We start from the raw sequence: 17,132 nt of genomic DNA on the forward strand, positions 1-17,132 counted from the left end.
GCGGGTTGGCTTGGGATGAATGCTAAAAGACCGGCTATATTACTCGCATGTGCAATAACATTATTCGTGACTGTGGATGTGAATCCAATTTATGCGGATTCGCTGCATATCGTACCTGTGGCCGTCATCCGCGCCGAAACCAGTGATTATCAACCGAAACTGACTTTGTCAGGTGCGATAGCGGCTCGCTCGCTCGTCAACGTTTCTTTCCGCCTGAACGGTCAGGTGGTCGAGCGTATGGCAGAAATCGGCCAGCATGTGGAGAAGGGGCAATCCCTGGCGCGCATCGACAATGTCGAGCAGCAGGCCAATCTGCGTGTTGCACAGGCAACAAAAGATGCCGCGCAGGCGCAGCTCGTGCAGGCGCAGGCCAATTTCACGCGTCAGAAAGCCCTGCTAACACAGGGGTTTACGACGCGCAGCACCTACGATCAGGCAAACCAAAACCTGCAGACAGCGCAGAGCGCTCTTGCCAGTGCCGAAAGCGAGTTTGATGATGCGCGTGATCAGCTGTCCTATACGGTACTGCAGGCGCCCGTTACGGGTATGATAACTGCGCGCAATATCGAGACCGGTCAGGTCGTTCAAGCGGCGCAGACAGCCTTCTCCATTGCCGAGGACGGTCCGCGCGATGCCGTCTTCGACGTGCAGGAAACATTGGTCAATCATGCCAAGATCGGTATGGGGGTCACGATTTCCCTTCTCTCCGATGCTTCTGTAACCGCTGAAGGAAAGATCCGTGAAATCTCGCCGGTGGTCGATTCACAAACCGGAACTGTCCGGGTGAAGGTAGGGATAGCACGGACCCCGCCCAAGATGGCGCTGGGTGCTACCGTCACAGGCACGGTTCATATGGATACTTTGCGGGTCATCGCCCTGCCATGGAGCGCGATGACGTCGGATGCGGGGCGTACAGCCGTCTGGCGAATTGCAAAAGATTCCAAAGTCGCAACACTCGTTCCGATCAAGGTACTTGCCTACGAGAAGGAACGACTGATCGTGGAAGGTGGCTTGCAGGAAGGCGAGCTGATCGTGACCGCGGGTGCGCAGATGCTGCGCTCCGGCGAGCCGACCGAAATCGTGCAGGGGCCGGAAGGGACCGTCTCGCAATGAAGCAGATAATCCAGTTTTCCGCGATCCGGTCGGTGGGATGCGTCGTCGTGCTTGGTGCGGCAGTTATGCTCAGCGCCTGTGGCAAGGAAGAAGAGAAACAAGCAAATGCTGACGTCGTGCGGCCTGTGCTCTATATGGTCGTTGAGCCGAAGCCGGTTGCACAGACCGGTTTCGCCGGTACGATCGAACCACGTTACTCGACCGATCTTGCTTTCCGTGTGCTCGGACGCATCATCAACCGCCCCGTTCAGGTCGGTGATCTCGTTCAGAAGAACGAAATGGTTGCGATGGTGGATCCGTCCACGCTCGATCTGGCGGTTCAGTCTGCGCGCGCCGATCTCGCCAGTGCTCAGGCGCAATATGCGAACGCTTCGGCAAGCGAAGAACGCCAGTATATTCTGCTGAAAGGCAATAATGTCTCGCAAGCCGACTACGATGCTGCCAAGCAGGGGCGCGACAGTGCCGAAGCCGGTCTTGAAAAGGCGCAGGCAAGTCTGAAAATGGCGCAGAATCAGCGCAGCTATGCTGTTCTGCGTCCGGATTTCGACGGTGTCATCTCCGCAACGAATGCGGAAGTCGGTCAGGTGGTTGCTGCCGGACAGACCGTGATGACAGTCGCACGTCCCGATATTCGAGAGGCGGTGCTCGATATTCCCGACAGCATGACGCAATATTTTGAACAGGGCACGCCCTTCAATGTGCAGCTGCAGGCCGATCCTGATGTTACCGGGCAGGGGACCGTGCGTGAAGTAGCCCCACAGGCGGACGCACAGACGCGGACGCGGCGTGTACGTATTGCGCTCGACAATCCGCCCGATGGCTTTCGCCTCGGGGCAACGATCCGGGCCGTTATGGCCGCTCCTGAACAGAAACTTGTGACTATGCCGATCCAGGCTTTGCTCGATGAAAACGGCAAGACAGGCATCTGGATCATTGATCCGCATAAACAGACGGTTTCTCTTCATGATGTACAGGTCATCGAACGGCGCGGTAACAGTTTCGTTGCCGGTGGCGTGGATGTTGGAAGCTATGTGGCGATTGCCGGTGTGCATGAGTTGAAGGAAGGACAGAGGGTCCGCTTGAACGAGAAAGGAGCAGGCCTGTGAAGAAAGGATTCAATCTGTCTGACTGGGCCCTGAATCACCGGTCTCTGGTCTGGTACTTCATGCTCGTCTTTCTGGTGGCGGGACTGATTTCCTACATCGATCTCGGCCGTGAGGAAGATCCTGAATTCACCGTCAAAACAATGGTCGTGCAGGCCAACTGGCCCGGTGCTTCCGTTGAAGAAACGCTCAATCAGGTTACAGACCGGCTGGAAAAGAAGCTCGAAGAACTGGATACGCTTGACTATACCCGTAGCATAACCACGGCGGGCCAGTCGGTCGTGTTTGTATTTCTCAAAGATACGACCAAAGCCGAGCAGGTCAAAAACTCATGGACTGAAGTACGCCACCTTCTGAATGATATTCAGAATACGCTGCCGCAGGGTGTTCTTGGGCCGTATTTTAACGATCAGTTCGGTGATGTTTACGGCAATGTCTTTGCCTTCACGTCGGATGGACTTTCCATGCGGCAGTTGCGGGATTATGCCGAGAACACACGGACGAGAATTCTGACTTTGCCCAATGCTGGCAAGGTCGAATTGATCGGCGCGCAGGACGAGGCGATCTATCTGGAATTTTCGACGCGTCAGATTGCGGCGCTTGGGCTGGATCAACAGGCAATCCTGAAAGCCTTGCAGGACCAGAATGCGATCACGCCGTCCGGTGTGGTGGAAGCCGGGCCGGAGCGTATCAGCGTACGTGTCAGCGGGCAATTTAACTCGGAAGCCGATCTGCGCGCAGTAAATCTGCGCGTCAATGATCGCTTCTTCCGCCTTTCCGACGTGGCGACGATTACTCGTGGCTATGTCGATCCGCCCACGTCGATTTTTCGCGTGAACGGACATGATGCTATCGGTCTCGGCATAGGCATGAAGCCGAACGGCAATCTGCTCGAATTCGGCGCTGCGCTTGACAAGATGATGAGCCAAGTGACTGCCGAATTGCCAGTTGGAGTGCAGGTGTTCAAGGTTGCCGACCAGCCCGAAGTCGTCAAGGATGCGGTTTCAGGTTTTACCCAAGCGCTGTTCGAGGCTGTTGTCATCGTTTTGGCGGTGAGCTTCGTGAGCCTGGGGGTAAGAGCAGGTTTTGTCGTCTCTCTGTCAATTCCGCTGGTGTTGGCGATTACTTTCCTGGCGATGTCGCTGATGGATATTTCGTTGCAACGTGTATCTCTTGGCGCGCTTATCATCGCGCTGGGGCTTCTGGTCGACGACGCGATGATTGCCGTAGAAATGATGGTGGCACGACTGGAGAGGGGTGACCCCATCAATAAGGCCGCGACTTATGTATACTCGCATACGGCCTTTCCCATGTTGACGGGTACGCTCGTCACCATTGCCGGCTTTATCCCGATCGGGCTGAACAACAGTCAGGCTGGCGAATATACCTATACGCTGTTCGTGGTGATTGCAGTTTCATTGCTTGTTTCATGGATCGTGGCCGTTCTGTTCGCACCTTTGCTCGGTGTCACGTTCCTGCCGAAGAAAATGAAGGCGCATGCGGAGAAGCGTAGTCGCTTCTTCAACATGTTCTCTCGGGTCCTGCTCGCTTCCATGCGGCACAAGTGGATCACGATCATTACGACGATCGCACTTTTCCTCGTGTCGGTTTTTGGCATGGGTTTTATTGAGCAGCAGTTCTTCCCGGAATCAGACCGTCCGGAACTGGTGCTTGACTGGACGCTGCCTCAGAACAGCTCGATCTCGGATACCAAAGCCCAGATGGAGAAATTCGAAGCAACGATGCTTAAGGATAATCCCGATGTGGATCACTGGAGCACCTATATCGGGCAGGGCGCTATCCGCTTCATTCTTTCTTTTGACGTGCAACCTGCAAACCCATATTTCGGGCAGATGGTCATCGTTGCGAAGGATCTGGAAGCGCGAGACAGGCTTAAGCAGAAATTCAACGAGGTTCTGCGGAAGGATTATGTCGGAACGGACGTCTATGTGAAGTATCTGGAGCTTGGGCCGCCTGTTGGCCGCCCGGTTCAGTATCGTATCTCCGGGCCCAATATCCAGAAACTGCGCGGCGTCGCGCAGGATTTTGCCGGTATCCTCAGTTCCGACATGCGACTTGGGGTGGTGAGCTACAACTGGAATGAACCAGGCCGCGTCATCCGTGTCGACGTCATGCAGGACAAGGCGAGAAAACTCGGTATTTCCTCCAAGGATATTGCAACAACCCTTAACGGTATTGTCGGCGGCATCACGATCACCCAGGTACGGGATTCGATATATCTGATCGACGTCATTGCACGGGCGCAGAAGCAGGAGCGTGACTCCATCGATACGCTGCAGAGTCTGCAGATCGCAACCGGCAACGGGACGTCGGTGCCATTGGCGGCGATTGCCAATTTCCGGTATGAGCTGGAACAGCCGGTTGTATATCGCCGTTCGCGTATTCCTACGATCACGGTTGCCGCCGGTATTATCGACAAGACGATGCCGGATACGATCGTCAAGGATCTAGCGCCTGCGATCAAGACTTTCGCAGACAAGCTGCCATCCGGTTACTATATCCAGACAGCGGGTACGGTTGAGGAGAGCGGTAAGAGCCAAGGGCCGATTGCTGCCGTAGTGCCTTTGATGTTGTTCGTCATGGCTACGATCCTGATGATCCAGTTGCAAAGCTTTCAGCGTCTGTTTCTTGTCGTTGCCGTGGCGCCGCTTGGGCTGATCGGTGTCGTGGCTGCGTTGCTGCCGAGTGGCAAGCCGCTCGGTTTCGTGGCGATCCTCGGCGTCCTGGCGCTGGTCGGCATTCTCATCCGAAATTCGGTCATCCTGATCGTGCAGGTTGAGGAGCATATCACTGAGGGTATGCATCCCTGGGATGCAGTAACGCAGGCTAGCCAACACCGAATGCGGCCTATTGCGCTGACGGCTGCGGCGGCCAGCCTGGCGCTGATCCCCATTGCGCGCGAAGTGTTCTGGGGGCCGATGGCCTATGCCATGATGGGCGGCATCATCGCCGGTACGGCGATCACGCTGCTCTTCCTGCCAGCACTTTATGTTGCGTGGTTCCGGATCAAGGAGCCGGAACATAGCGGGGACGCGCCGCCAGCTGAAGCGCACCCAGCTTCGCAATCGCATTAGCAAAAAGCCCGGTCGAAGCCGGGCTTTTTCATAAGATTCTGACTTGCTATTGGTTCTATATAGGTTCTATTATATCGAATATGAATAGAACCACATTGATCACGGCCATTGAGGGGCGCGGTTTGCATGACCCGCAGCTGACGGGGCCGCTTTACCGAAACCTTGCGCGTATTCTCGGTGAACTGATCGAGGAAGGTCAGCTCGCGCCCGCAGTGGGGCTGCCGCCGGAGCGCGATCTGGCGGAGCAACTTGGCATCGGCCGGATCACTGTTCGCAATGCCTATAAGGAACTCTTGACACAAGGCGCGGTGGAGGCGCGACGCGGCAGCGGCACCTTCGTGGCGGAACGTCCGGTCCGTATCAGCCAGCATCTGTGGCGCTTGACCTCGTTTTCCGAGGATATGCTGTCGCGCGGTAAGGAGCCGGGCGCGCGCGTTGTCACCAACAAGGTCGACAGGCCGTCGCCCGACGAGGCGTTCCGGCTGGGGATCGGTGTTGATACGACAATCGTACGGCTCGACCGCTTGCGTCTTGCCGACGGTGTGCCGATGGCCTTTGAGCGCGCTGTGGTTCCGCGCCATTATCTGGATGAGGATCGTGTCGAAGAAGCCTCGCTTTATGGCGCATTGGCGCGGCGCGGCTACAAGCCGGTTCGCGCTTTGCAGCGCCTGACGGCCGTTACGCTCGATCCGGGAACGGCACGCTTGCTTGGCGTTCACCGGGGAGCCCCGGCTCTTTTGATCGAGCGCGTCTCACATCTCGAGGACGACCGGATCGTCGAATATACCCGTTCGCATTATCGCGCCGATGCCTATGACTTCGTCGCCGAACTGAAAATTGGAGAGTGACCATGAACAGCCCTTCCTCCCTGATGCTGCAGGAAACAGAACAGTCGCCTGCCGTCGTCACCGGTCTGCTTGAGAAGGAGGCAGGCACATTCTCGGAAATCGCACGCATTTTCCAGAAAAGCGAGCCCGCCGTCATCACAACGGCTGCGCGTGGTTCGTCCGACCATGCGGCGACATTCTTCAAATATCTGATGGAAATCACGATGGGCATTCCAGTGGCTTCCATCGGACCCTCGGTGGCATCGGTCTATGGCTCCAAGCTGAAGCTTAAGAACGGTCTGCACTTCACCGTGTCGCAATCGGGTGCCAGCCCTGATATTGTTGCGGCGCAGGAAGCAGCCAAGAAAGGCGGAGCGACAACGGTTGCCGTCGTGAACGTTGTCGATAGTCCGCTGGGCAAGGCGGCTGATATCGTGCTGGCGCTCAATGCAGGCGAAGAAAAAAGCGTTGCCGCAACCAAGTCGTTCATCGCCGCAGTTGCCGCACTCTCGGGCGTCGTTGCTTCGGCCAGTGGTGACGCAAGCCTGCAAGCGGGACTGCAACGCCTACCGGAGGCGCTTGCAGCAACACGGCCTGATGGTCGTGAAGCTGTTGAAAACCTCCTTTTCAATGCCCGCTCGCTTTATACGGGTGGTCGCGGCACGGCCTTTGCCATTGCTTTGGAAGCTGCGCTGAAGGCCAAGGAAACCGCCAATATCCATGCGGAAGCTTTCTCTCTGGCCGAACTGATGCATGGTCCGATGCGCCTGGTGGAAGAAGGCTTCCCGATCATTTCCTTCCTGCCACGCGACGAAGCCTTTGACACCAACATGCAGGCGTTGAAGCGGCTGCACTCGTTCGGGGCGAGCATCGTATCGCTATCCGATGCGGAAACGCCGGGCTTCCGGTTGCCATCGGCGAGTACGGGTAACGCGCATCTCGATCCGCTGGTTTCGCTCATCAATTATTACCGCGTCATTGAAGCGGTCACGCGCCGCAAGGGGTTTGACCCTGACAAGCCGCGCAATCTCAACAAGGTTACGGTGACGGTATGATAAAAAGATCGGCAATTGCGGGCGCGCGTATTTTCGATGGTGAACGCTTTCATGACCAAAGCGCTCTGGTGTTCAGCGAAGGCAAGATTGAAGCCATTGTACCGGAAGCGTCGCTCGGTGAAGCCCATCATGTCGAACGCCTGAACGGTGGCGTTCTGGCTCCTGGCTTCATCGATGCACAAGTCAATGGCGGCGGAGGGCGGATGCTGAACGATCAGCCAACGCCCGAAACCATGTTCACGATTGCCAAGGGGCATCGCAAATATGGAACGACGAGCCTTCTGCCGACGCTGATCACCGATACGACGCTCGTGCGTGATCGGGCCATCGAAGCAGCGATTGAAGCGGTTAAGGCCGATAAGGGCGTTGCCGGTCTTCATCTGGAAGGGCCTCACCTGGCCCCGGCTCGCAAAGGCGCTCATCTGGCGGAACTGATGCGTCCCGTCAACGATGCCGATATTGGGCTTTATATCCATACCGCGAAACAGATCGGCACTTTGCTGGTCACGCTTGCTGCCGAGCAGGCCACGCCTGAGCAGGTGCGACGCCTGAGTGATGGAGGCGTCGTCGTCAGCATTGGCCATAGCGACACGACGGCGGAAGAAGCCTTTAAGTGCTTCGATGCCGGTGCGCGCAGCGTCACCCATCTGTTCAACGCTATGAGCCAGATCGGCCATCGCGCACCGGGGCTTGCAGGCGCGGCCCTTGATCATCCAGACATCTGGTGCGGCATCGTTGCAGATGGTCATCATGTTGACCCGATGGCGCTGCGACTTGCCCTACGGGCCAAGCGTGGCGATGCTCATCTGTTCTTCGTGACAGATGCGATGGCTTTGGTCGGTTCGGCTTCCGAAAGCTTCGAGATCAACGGGCGTGCCGTTCGTCGTGTTCCCGGCGGCATCTGCTCCAAGCTTGTGCTGGCCGATGGCACCATTGCCGGTTCCGATCTCGATATGGCGTCGGCAGTGCGTTTTGGTGTGGCCGAACTGGAGCTGACGCTGGCCGAAGCGCTGCGCATGGCGAGCCATTATCCAGCGCGCTATCTGCGCCTTAATGATCGCGGTACGTTTCGTCCCGGCATGCGGATGGATGCTGTGCACCTTGATGACGGGTTGTTAGCGAAAGCCACATGGCTTTCCGGTGAAAGACAAATTGCGGGATAAGAGCGATGACGGAAATCACCGATCATTATTTCAATGATCTGATCGCACGGCTCACTGGTCTGCGGGATCGCCTTGCCGAACCGATGGCCAAAGCTGCCGATCTTATTGCCGCTGCAGCCAAGGCGGATCGCCGGGTCTACGTGTTTGGCACCGGCCATTCACATATGATGGCCGAGGAGCTGCACTATCGCGCTGGTGGATTGGCGATCACAGTGCCGATCCTTTGCGGAGCGATCATGCTGCAGGATGGGGCGGTGGCAAGTTCGCACTTCGAGAGGATCGAAGGGGCAATGCTTCCTATTCTCGAACGCTATGGCATTCGTGACGGCGACGTGTTGATCGTCGTTTCAAATTCCGGCGTGAATGCCGCTCCTATCGAAGCGGCACGCTATGCAAGGGAGAAGGGGGCTGCAGTTGTGGCGGTTACCTCTGTTACCTATTCCAATGCAATTGCCAAAGGTCGCACTCAGCTGCTTTCTTTGGCCGATGTCGTGCTGGATAATGATGCACCTGCGGGCGATGCCGTGCTGGAAGTGGAAGGCAGCGCATTGAAGGTCGGTCCGGTTTCAACCGCACTTGGCGTAACGATTCTCAATGCCATTTTTGCCGATGTAGCAGCAAGGCTGGTGGGTGATGGGAGCGCGCCGATCTATCTTAGCGCCAATATGCCGGGTTCTGGTGAGGTGAACCGGGAACTTGTCGCGCGGTATCGGGATCGCAATCCGCATCTTTGATCAAAATAGAGCAATCTTTCTTCCAAAGTTGCTTGATAGCGCAATCCGGTCAGTGCATTACGCATTCTGGCATGGTGGGGGCCGCATCGTGAACTAGTTTCAAGGGCGCGCCCTGGCTTGCGTCTTCGAAAACTGAGGAAGTCCGATGCATAATTTTGTCCTGACCGTCACCTGCAAGTCCACCCGCGGTATTGTCGCCGCCATTTCGGGTTACCTTGCCGGCAAGGGTTGCAACATCATTGATAGCGCTCAATTTGACGATCTGGATACCGGTCGTTTTTTCATGCGCGTCAGCTTCATCTCTGAGGAAGGCGTTGCTCTCGATGTTCTGCGTGACGGTTTTGAGCCAATCGCAGTGCCGTTCGAAATGAACTTTGAGTTCCACGACAACGCACATCGCACCAAAACGCTGCTGATGGTGTCGCGCTTCGGCCATTGCCTTAACGATCTTCTTTATCGCTGGAAGATTGGTGCGTTGCCGATTGATATTGTGGGTGTGGTGTCAAACCATTTCGATTACCAGAAGGTTGTCGTCAATCACGATATTCCCTTCCACCATATTGCCGTCACCAAGGCCAACAAGCCTGAGGCGGAACAGCGCCTTCTGGATATTGTCGATGATACAGGCACCGAGCTGGTGGTTCTGGCGCGTTACATGCAGGTTCTGTCCGATCAGCTTTGCCAGAAGATGTCCGGCAAGATCATCAATATCCACCACTCCTTTCTGCCGTCTTTCAAAGGTGCGAACCCTTACAAGCAGGCTTATGAACGCGGCGTGAAGCTGATCGGTGCCACGGCGCATTATGTAACCGCCGATCTTGATGAAGGTCCGATCATCGAGCAGGACGTGGCGCGCATCACGCACGCACAGAGTGCAGCCGATTACGTGTCAATTGGCCGTGATGTTGAAGCGCAGGTTCTGGCGCGTGCGGTCCACGCCCATATCCATCACCGCTCATTCCTCAACGGCAATCGCACAGTCGTGTTCCCGGCATCGCCTGGCTCCTTCGCCTCCGAACGCATGGGGTGATATTGCGGCTCTGGCTGCCTGCAAATCGCGTCTTTTTGCGCGTCCGGTGCTCACGTACTCAAGTACGCTGCGCGCCGGTTCTCAAAATCCACGATTTTCGGCACGCCATAACCACAATCTCCGCTTATCGCCGAGCGTCGTGAGGCCCGGTCGATGCATTGCGCCAATAAAAAACCCCACCGAAGCGGGGTTTTCTTTTGATCTTATCAGGACCGATCAGTCGATATCGAAGGAAACGCCCTGTGCCAGCGGCAGCGCCTTCGAGTAGTTGATGGTGTTGGTTGCGCGGCGCATATAGCCCTTCCACGCGTCCGAACCCGATTCACGGCCGCCGCCGGTTTCCTTTTCGCCGCCGAATGCGCCGCCGATTTCAGCGCCCGAAGTGCCGATATTGACGTTTGCAATGCCGCAATCCGAACCTTCAACCGAGAGGAAGCGCTCTGCTTCCTGCAGGTTGAGCGTGAAGATCGACGAGGACAGGCCTGCGCCAACTTCATTATGGCTTACCAGCACGTCGTCGAAGTCGGAATATTTCATGACGTAAAGGATCGGTGCGAAGGTTTCTTCGAGAACCGGGCCTTCCTGGCGTGGCATTTCAACGATGGCCGGACGCACGTAGTAAGCGTTTTCATGGCCGGTATCGACGCGTTCGCCGCCCTGCACCTTGCCGCCGTGAGCGGCTGCTTCCTTCAGTGCCTTCTGCATATTGTCGAAAGCTTGCTTGTCGATCAGTGGGCCGACCAGAGCGCTGGTTTCAAGCGGCGAGCCAACGGTAACGCTGGCATAGGCCTTCTGCAGACGCGGGACGAGCGCGTCATAGACGCTTTCGTGCACGAAAAGGCGACGCAGTGTGGTGCAGCGCTGACCAGCGGTGCCCATTGCGCCGAAAGCGATTGCGCGCAGCGCCATGTCGAGATCGGCCGACGGGCAGACGATACCGGCATTGTTGCCGCCGAGTTCGAGGATCGCGCGCGCAAAACGCTTTGCAAGGCGCGGACCGACTTCGCGGCCCATACGGGTCGAACCGGTTGCTGAAACAACCGGAACCTTCGGGCTGTCGACGAGGACTTCTCCGATTTCACGGTCGCCGAGTAGTACCTGCGAAATGCCTTCCGGTGCATCGCCGAAACGCTTCAGTGCGCGCTTGAAGATCGCGTCACAGGCAAGAGCAGTCAGAAGGGTCTTTTCAGACGGTTTCCAGACAACCGAGTTACCGCAAACGATTGCCAGAGCGGCATTCCATGACCAGACGGCTACGGGGAAGTTGAAGGCCGAGATAACGCCGACAACACCAAGGGGATGCCAGGTTTCCATCATGCGATGGCCAGCGCGTTCGGTTGCAATGGTGAGGCCGTAAAGCTGACGCGACAGACCGACTGCGAAATCGCAGATATCGATCATTTCCTGTACTTCGCCGAGGCCTTCCGAAGGGATCTTGCCAGCTTCGAGCGAAACGAGGCGGCCGAGATCCTCCTTGGCAGCACGGAGCTCTTCACCGAGCAGACGGATCAGTTCGCCACGCTTTGGAGCCGGAACGGTGCGCCAGGCGCGGAAAGCTTCGTCAGCCTTGTCGATGATCTTGACTGCGTCTTCCTTGCTGTGGGTTTTGACCGCAGCGATCTGTTCGCCCGAAACGGGGCTGAAACCGGCAAGGTCGCCGCCGGTATAGGCGGATGCATCTACGCCGAGTTTGGAAAGCAGATCGGCGGCTTCCTTCTTCACGTCGATTTTTCTAACAGCGGTGTTCATGGCTTTCCTCTCTGTATGAGTTGTTTGCGCATAATCCTGTCCGAAAAGTCTGCAACTTTTCGGGGTTATGCTTTTATTCTGCCGCTTCGAGGCCCTTCAAACCTGCCTTAACGGCTTCGATGGATTCGCGTTCGATGCGGGCATAGTGCTCGAATTCATTAAGCACTTTCGCACCCAGATCATCCTCGAAACGCTTCTGGTTGGGGCTTTCAACAAATTCCTGTGTGTCGTCGTCGCCCAGATTTGACTGGAATATACCGGCAGCACTCACCGGCAGGAAGTCCTCATAGATAATCGGGTCGAACTGAACCGCGTCAGCTTCAACCAGAACCTCAATATCGGTGCCCGGCTTGTAGGCTTCAAGCTTTGCAGCGTCCCTGACCGAATAGGCGAAGTAGCCGAGGCCCGCTTCACGAATGCCAGCCCATGTGTCCGGGAAGGCTGCAAAAGTGTCGCGCAGCACCTTCACATATTCAGCTGCATTCGAGCCGTCAGGAGCAGGGCGCGAGACGGCGCGGGTATCGTTGAGCAGCTTGTCGTAAAGCGCGCGGCCCTTCGGCGTAAGCGCTACGCCGCGCTGTTCGATCTCGCCGAAGCGGGCAGTGTGCGAGCCTGGCGTCCAGGTGCCATCAGCACTGACGAAGGACACTTCTTCTTCAAGCGCCTTGAACGAGGTCTGGCGCAGAAGGATCGGGCACTTGCGGGTTGGCGGGCCTTCGACGACTGCCTTCGGATTGATGCTGCGATCCGGCATCTGAACCTGCACGGCGTCGATGTCGAGCGTGCGCGGCGTCAGGTGATTGATGTGTGGTCCCTTGAACGAAACGACATCGGCGATCAGCCGATGCGCGTCATGCAGACGATGATAAAGTTCGGCGCTGACATTGGCGTGATCGTGCCAGCGGAAGGTTTCCAGCACTTCAGCGACAAAAGCTTTTGCGTCGTCGTCGTTGAGGCCGCCTTCGGCTTCAGCCTTTTCGACGAGTGCAATGGCACCACCGGTGAAGATGTTGCGCTTCGACAGGACTTCTTCCGATTCAGCGCGCAGCTTTTCATCGGCGATAAGATCGAGACGCAGAAGCGAGGTAAAGATGCGGAACGGGTTGTGCTTTAGTGCCGCATCGTCAACCGGGCGAAAAGCGGTCGAATGAACAGGGACGCCAGCGGCGCTAAGATCGTAATAACCGACCGGGAACATACCCATGACCGCAAAGACGCGGCGCATCATCGACAGCTCGGCAGCCGTGCCGAGACGGATTGCGCCGTGCCGTTCTTCTGAGATGCGCTCAAGCGAATCTGTTTCCGTCAGACGTTCATGCAGGTGGCTGTCATCAGCCAGCACCTTGGTATTCACATCGGCAACGAGTTCCATCAATGTGCCATAGGCAGGCACTTCCTGCTTGTACATGGCAGACATCGCAGCCGAGAAGGCAGAACGAATGGCGTCCGGCGAAACGAATTTCTGGTCTTTCATGCGAAATTTTCCGTCGAGTGGGGCATCTTCGGGTGGCGCATGTCTTGTTTGGGAGGAACATGCATGGATTATGATGAAAATGTATCATATAGACCGTTTTGCGGTTATGCTTGCGACGAAAGCAACTATGTTAATGCGAGAATGGAATGAAGCTGAGCAGACGACTGATCCCTGATATCGCCACGCTGCAGGCATTTGAGTGCGCCGCCCGTCATGGCAGTTTCACGCAGGCTGCGCACGAGCTCAATCTCACCCAGAGCGCGGTCAGCCGTCAGATCAAGGATCTCGAAAGCCAGCTGGGCGTGCTATTGTTCGAACGCATTCGCCAGCGCATTCTGCTTTCCGATGCAGGCAGGAAATTTCTGCCGGAAGTGCGGCGTCTTCTGAACCAGACGGAAGATACGATGTTGCGTGCCATGGCTTCGGCGCAATCAACGTCTTCTTTCAGTGTGGCGACCCTGCCGACATTCGGCACGCGCTGGCTGATGCCGCGCATTCCCGATTTCATCGAAAAGCATCCCGGTATCGCCATCAATGTTGCATCGCGCTCCGGTGTCTTTGATTTCGAGGAGCAGCCATTCGATCTGGCCATCCATTATGGGCAGCCGGTCTGGGCACATGCCACCTGTACCTTCCTGTGCAGCGAAGTCATCGTTCCTGTCGCCAGTCCCAGCCTGCTAAAGGCGCGTCATCCGTCAGCGCCGGAAGAGCTTGAAAACGAACCTCTACTGCATCTTGCGACACGTCCCAAGATGTGGGCCCAATGGTTTGAAAGTTGCGGTGTCGAAGGACAGTCGGCCTATCGCGGGCACCGTTTTGACCAGTTCTCGATGGTTATAGGCGCAGCATTGGCTGGGCTGGGTTTCGCTCTTCTGCCGCTTTACCTGATCGAGCAGGAGTTGCTGAGCGGTGAACTGGTCATGCTTTTCGAGAAGCCGATGCGGACCGAGAATGAATATTATCTCGTTGTCCCGGAAGGAAAACTGGAAAACCCGCTGACGCAGGTCTTCTGCCAGTGGATTGCCGGGCAGGTTGGAAATACGGATTATTCGATGCTGGTTCATTCCAAACCGGAATGAATTGTTGCGCAAATAACGCTGTCCAACCGGCTTTCGCGGCGTGAAATAGAAACAGTCCGGCACGTGCTGTGCCTTCCACGATACGAAATGGTTGATCTCGATGCTGAACGATCCGCGCTCCCATGGTCTTTGGGAAAAGACCGCCCCTGCCGCTCCCAGGACGACTGCGCTGCAAGGTGATTTGACTGCGGATGTGGTGATCGTGGGCGGCGGTTTTACCGGTCTCTCGACCGCTCTGCATTTGGCCGAGAAAGGTACGCGAGCTATCGTTCTCGAAGGTATCGAGATCGGCTATGGCGGTTCGGGCCGCAATGTCGGTCTGGTCAATGCAGGCATGTGGGTCATGCCGGATGATCTGCCGGGCGTGCTCGGTCAGAAATATGGTGACCGGCTGCTCGACGTTCTTGGCAATGCGCCGAAGCTCGTTTTCGAAATCGTTGAGAAGCACAAGATCGCCTGTGAAGTCGAAAATCAAGGCACGCTTCACTGCGCCGTCGGCAAGAAGGGCCTGAAGGAACTCGAAGACCGCTATGAGCAGTGGGCGCGGCGCGGTGCCAATGTCAAGCTGCTCGATGCCAAGGAAACCGAAGCCAAGGTTGGAACCAAGGCTTATGCCGGATCGCTGCTCGATCTGCGCGCCGGTACGATCCAGCCGCTTGCTTATGTGCGCGGGCTCGCCCATGCCGCCATTGCCGCTGGCGCGACCGTGTTTACCGGAAGCCCGGTGATCGGGGCCGAGGAAAAGAACGGCAAATGGGTGGTCAAGACCGCCAAGGGTTCCGTGACGGCCAGCTGGGTGGTTGTCGCAACGAATGCCTACACCAATGCGCCATGGCCGGAAGTGCGCGCCGAGCTGGTTCACTTGCCCTATTTCAACATGGCCACGAAGCCGCTGTCAGATAATATCAAACGCTCCATACTGCCGGAACGTCAGGGTGCGTGGGACACGAAGGAAGTCCTTTCATCCTTCCGTTTCGACCAACAGGGTCGCCTTGTCTTCGGAAGTGTTGGGGCGCTACGCAATACGGGTGCTGCCGTGCACAAGGCATGGGCGAAGAAATCGTTGAAGCGTCTGTTCCCGCAGATTGGCGAAGTCGAGTTCGAAGCCGAATGGTATGGCAAGATTGGCATGACCAATGACAGCCTGCCGAAATTCCATCGCCTTGCGCGCAATGTAGTTGGGTTCTCCGGTTACAACGGTCGCGGTATCGCGCCGGGGACAGTCTTCGGGAAACTGCTTTCGCAGCTCGTTTCAGGCGAGATCAAGGAAGACGATCTGCCGCTGCCGGTCAGCGATCCGAAGGAGCAGAATTTCCGTGGTCTGCGTGAAGCCTATTACGAGGCCGGTGCGCAGGTTGCGCATGTTGCCGAGATCGTTATCTGATTTGCTCGCCATTCTACCGGGAATGGGTTCGCAGTTGTCATAAAACCGCATTGCAATTCCTTTAATGCCATCCGCATCTTCTCCATGCCGGGAGGTGCGGATGGCTGTTCGGCAAAACATTCAATGTCTTACAAGCCTTCCGATGGATATGACTCTGCCGGAAGGCTTTTGCTTTTCCGGCCCCACGTTGCAGGATGTTTGACAGGTGCACCATGAATGGAAATGATCGGGCCTATCGCCATGGCAGTATCTGCGCGCTATCACTTCGCACGCGTCAGGATTGTACCGGCATCGCTGGTCATGCTGGCGAACATTACACAGAAATTCGAGGAGCGAACCCCATGAACAAGATGCTGAAGCGGGCTGCCGTCGTACCTGCGCTTCTTGCTCTTTCCATCGCTGTGGCACAGGCCGATACGCTGACGCTTTATACGTCGCAACCGGAAACGGATGCGACCAAGACGGTCGAAGCTTTCCGCAAGACCAACCCGGAAACGGAAGTGCAGATTTTCCGCTCTGGCACCAGCGAACTCCTCACCAAGCTTGCCGCTGAATTTTCCGCCGGTGCGCCGCAGCCAGACGTGCTGCTGATCGCCGATGCGGTGACCATGGAAGGTCTGAAGAAGGACAAGCGCCTGCTCGCCTATCCGGAAGCCAAGGTCGATGGTTTTGCCGCTGACGCCTATGATGCCGACAAGACCTATTTCGGTTCCAAGCTGATCACCACCGGTATTGCCTATAACACCGGCGCTGCGCACAAGCCGGAACATTGGACGGATCTCGCCAAGGCCGACTATAAGGGTCAGGTGGTGATGCCGAGCCCGCTTTATTCGGGCGCTGCGGCCTATCTCTTAAGCGGCTTTGCGCTCAACAAGGATCTGGGCTGGGATTATTTCAAGGGCCTCAAGGCCAATGAACTGGCAAGCGTGAAGGGCAACGGCGCTGTGTTGAAGTCGGTTGCCAGCGGTGAAAAGCCTTACGGCATCCTCGTCGACTTCATGGCGCTCAATGCCAAGGCCAAGGGCTCGCCGATCGAGTTCGTCTTCCCGTCGGAAGGCGTGCCTGCCGTGACCGAGCCGGTCGCCATCATGGCCACGGCCAAGAATGTCGATGGCGCCAAGAAGTTCGTTGACTTCATCCTCTCCGACGATGGCCAGAAGCTCGCGCTGGAGCAGGGCTATCTGCCTGCCAAGGAAGGCATCGGCCGTCCGGCCTGGCTGCCGGAAGGCACCAAGATCAACATCATGTCTATCGACACCCAGAAGGTTCTCGATCAGACTGATGCCGACAAGAAGCAGTTCTCCGAGCTGTTTGGCGGATAAGGCA

General features: G+C 56.8%; 14 protein-coding genes. 12 read left to right on the top strand and 2 right to left on the bottom strand.

The features are described 5' to 3' along the window. Positions 1-15 precede the first annotated feature (15 nt). The 8 genes from JNC70_RS14145 to purU all read left to right on the top strand — a co-directional run bounded on the left by JNC70_RS14145 (position 16) and on the right by purU (position 10,120). On the top strand, positions 16-1,113 hold the full coding sequence (locus tag JNC70_RS14145) for an efflux RND transporter periplasmic adaptor subunit (RefSeq protein ID WP_374788651.1): 1,098 nt from the start codon (positions 16-18) through the stop codon (positions 1,111-1,113). Then, positions 1,110-2,219: an efflux RND transporter periplasmic adaptor subunit gene (locus JNC70_RS14150; RefSeq protein WP_104754263.1), complete on the top strand. Its 1,110-nt coding sequence runs from the start codon at positions 1,110-1,112 to the stop codon at positions 2,217-2,219. The genes JNC70_RS14145 and JNC70_RS14150 overlap by 4 nt, the downstream gene beginning before the upstream one ends. Then, a complete protein-coding gene (locus JNC70_RS14155; protein WP_104754262.1) occupies positions 2,216-5,311 on the top strand; it encodes an efflux RND transporter permease subunit in 3,096 nt (1,031 codons plus the stop codon). The genes JNC70_RS14150 and JNC70_RS14155 overlap by 4 nt, the downstream gene beginning before the upstream one ends. Before the next feature lie 80 nt (positions 5,312-5,391). After that, entirely contained in the window at positions 5,392-6,159 is a 768-nt protein-coding gene (locus tag JNC70_RS14160) for a GntR family transcriptional regulator (RefSeq protein WP_104754261.1), read from the top strand. A gap of 2 nt (positions 6,160-6,161) precedes the next feature. After that, entirely contained in the window at positions 6,162-7,193 is a 1,032-nt protein-coding gene (locus tag JNC70_RS14165; RefSeq protein ID WP_104754260.1) for an SIS domain-containing protein, read from the top strand. Further along, entirely contained in the window at positions 7,190-8,356 is a 1,167-nt protein-coding gene (nagA, locus tag JNC70_RS14170; protein ID WP_104754259.1) for an N-acetylglucosamine-6-phosphate deacetylase, read from the top strand. Before JNC70_RS14165 ends, nagA begins: the two co-directional genes overlap by 4 nt. A gap of 5 nt (positions 8,357-8,361) precedes the next feature. Then, a complete protein-coding gene (locus tag JNC70_RS14175; protein WP_104754258.1) occupies positions 8,362-9,090 on the top strand; it encodes an SIS domain-containing protein in 729 nt (242 codons plus the stop codon). Positions 9,091-9,235: 145 nt separating this feature from the next. After that, positions 9,236-10,120, top strand: a complete 885-nt coding sequence (purU, locus tag JNC70_RS14180; RefSeq protein WP_104754257.1) for a formyltetrahydrofolate deformylase — start codon at positions 9,236-9,238, stop codon at positions 10,118-10,120. Between the two features lie 216 nt (positions 10,121-10,336). Here the strand turns inward: purU and amaB are convergent, their stop codons facing one another. Then, positions 10,337-11,869 carry an L-piperidine-6-carboxylate dehydrogenase gene (amaB, locus tag JNC70_RS14185; RefSeq protein WP_104754256.1) on the bottom strand — a complete coding sequence of 511 codons (1,533 nt, stop codon included), beginning with the start codon at positions 11,867-11,869 and terminating at the stop codon, positions 10,337-10,339. 73 nt (positions 11,870-11,942) lie between these two features. Beyond that, positions 11,943-13,343, bottom strand: coding sequence for a 2-oxoadipate dioxygenase/decarboxylase HglS (gene hglS, locus JNC70_RS14190; RefSeq protein WP_104754255.1), 1,401 nt, complete (start codon positions 13,341-13,343; stop codon positions 11,943-11,945). Between the two features lie 146 nt (positions 13,344-13,489). Here hglS and JNC70_RS14195 point away from each other — a divergent pair, with 146 nt between their 5' ends. From JNC70_RS14195 to JNC70_RS14210, 4 genes are all read left to right on the top strand, one after another. Then, positions 13,490-14,422 (top strand): LysR family transcriptional regulator, encoded by a 933-nt coding sequence (locus JNC70_RS14195; RefSeq protein ID WP_104754254.1) that lies wholly within the window; start codon positions 13,490-13,492, stop codon positions 14,420-14,422. Positions 14,423-14,522: 100 nt separating this feature from the next. Further along, positions 14,523-15,806, top strand: a complete 1,284-nt coding sequence (locus JNC70_RS14200) for an NAD(P)/FAD-dependent oxidoreductase (protein ID WP_104754253.1) — start codon at positions 14,523-14,525, stop codon at positions 15,804-15,806. Positions 15,807-16,022: 216 nt separating this feature from the next. After that, a complete protein-coding gene (locus JNC70_RS14205; RefSeq protein WP_280952324.1) occupies positions 16,023-16,151 on the top strand; it encodes a hypothetical protein in 129 nt (42 codons plus the stop codon). Next, complete coding sequence (locus JNC70_RS14210) at positions 16,148-17,128, top strand: ABC transporter substrate-binding protein (protein ID WP_104754252.1); 981 nt, start codon at positions 16,148-16,150, stop codon at positions 17,126-17,128. The genes JNC70_RS14205 and JNC70_RS14210 overlap by 4 nt, the downstream gene beginning before the upstream one ends. Positions 17,129-17,132 lie beyond the last annotated feature (4 nt).

The sequence above is a fragment of the Brucella oryzae genome (genome assembly GCF_041929965.1).
Taxonomy (GTDB): Bacteria; Pseudomonadota; Alphaproteobacteria; order Rhizobiales; family Rhizobiaceae; genus Brucella; species Brucella oryzae.

Coding starts and splice junctions, on each gene's coding strand:
- JNC70_RS14145 (WP_374788651.1), top strand. CDS start 16: ATGAATGCTAAAAGACCGGCTATATTACTCGCATGTGCAATAACATTA.
- JNC70_RS14150 (WP_104754263.1), top strand. CDS start 1,110: ATGAAGCAGATAATCCAGTTTTCCGCGATCCGGTCGGTGGGATGCGTC.
- JNC70_RS14160 (WP_104754261.1), top strand. CDS start 5,392: ATGAATAGAACCACATTGATCACGGCCATTGAGGGGCGCGGTTTGCAT.
- JNC70_RS14165 (WP_104754260.1), top strand. CDS start 6,162: ATGAACAGCCCTTCCTCCCTGATGCTGCAGGAAACAGAACAGTCGCCT.
- nagA (WP_104754259.1), top strand. CDS start 7,190: ATGATAAAAAGATCGGCAATTGCGGGCGCGCGTATTTTCGATGGTGAA.
- JNC70_RS14175 (WP_104754258.1), top strand. CDS start 8,362: ATGACGGAAATCACCGATCATTATTTCAATGATCTGATCGCACGGCTC.
- purU (WP_104754257.1), top strand. CDS start 9,236: ATGCATAATTTTGTCCTGACCGTCACCTGCAAGTCCACCCGCGGTATT.
- amaB (WP_104754256.1), bottom strand. CDS start 11,869: ATGAACACCGCTGTTAGAAAAATCGACGTGAAGAAGGAAGCCGCCGAT.
- hglS (WP_104754255.1), bottom strand. CDS start 13,343: ATGAAAGACCAGAAATTCGTTTCGCCGGACGCCATTCGTTCTGCCTTC.
- JNC70_RS14195 (WP_104754254.1), top strand. CDS start 13,490: ATGAAGCTGAGCAGACGACTGATCCCTGATATCGCCACGCTGCAGGCA.
- JNC70_RS14200 (WP_104754253.1), top strand. CDS start 14,523: ATGCTGAACGATCCGCGCTCCCATGGTCTTTGGGAAAAGACCGCCCCT.
- JNC70_RS14205 (WP_280952324.1), top strand. CDS start 16,023: ATGGAAATGATCGGGCCTATCGCCATGGCAGTATCTGCGCGCTATCAC.
- JNC70_RS14210 (WP_104754252.1), top strand. CDS start 16,148: ATGAACAAGATGCTGAAGCGGGCTGCCGTCGTACCTGCGCTTCTTGCT.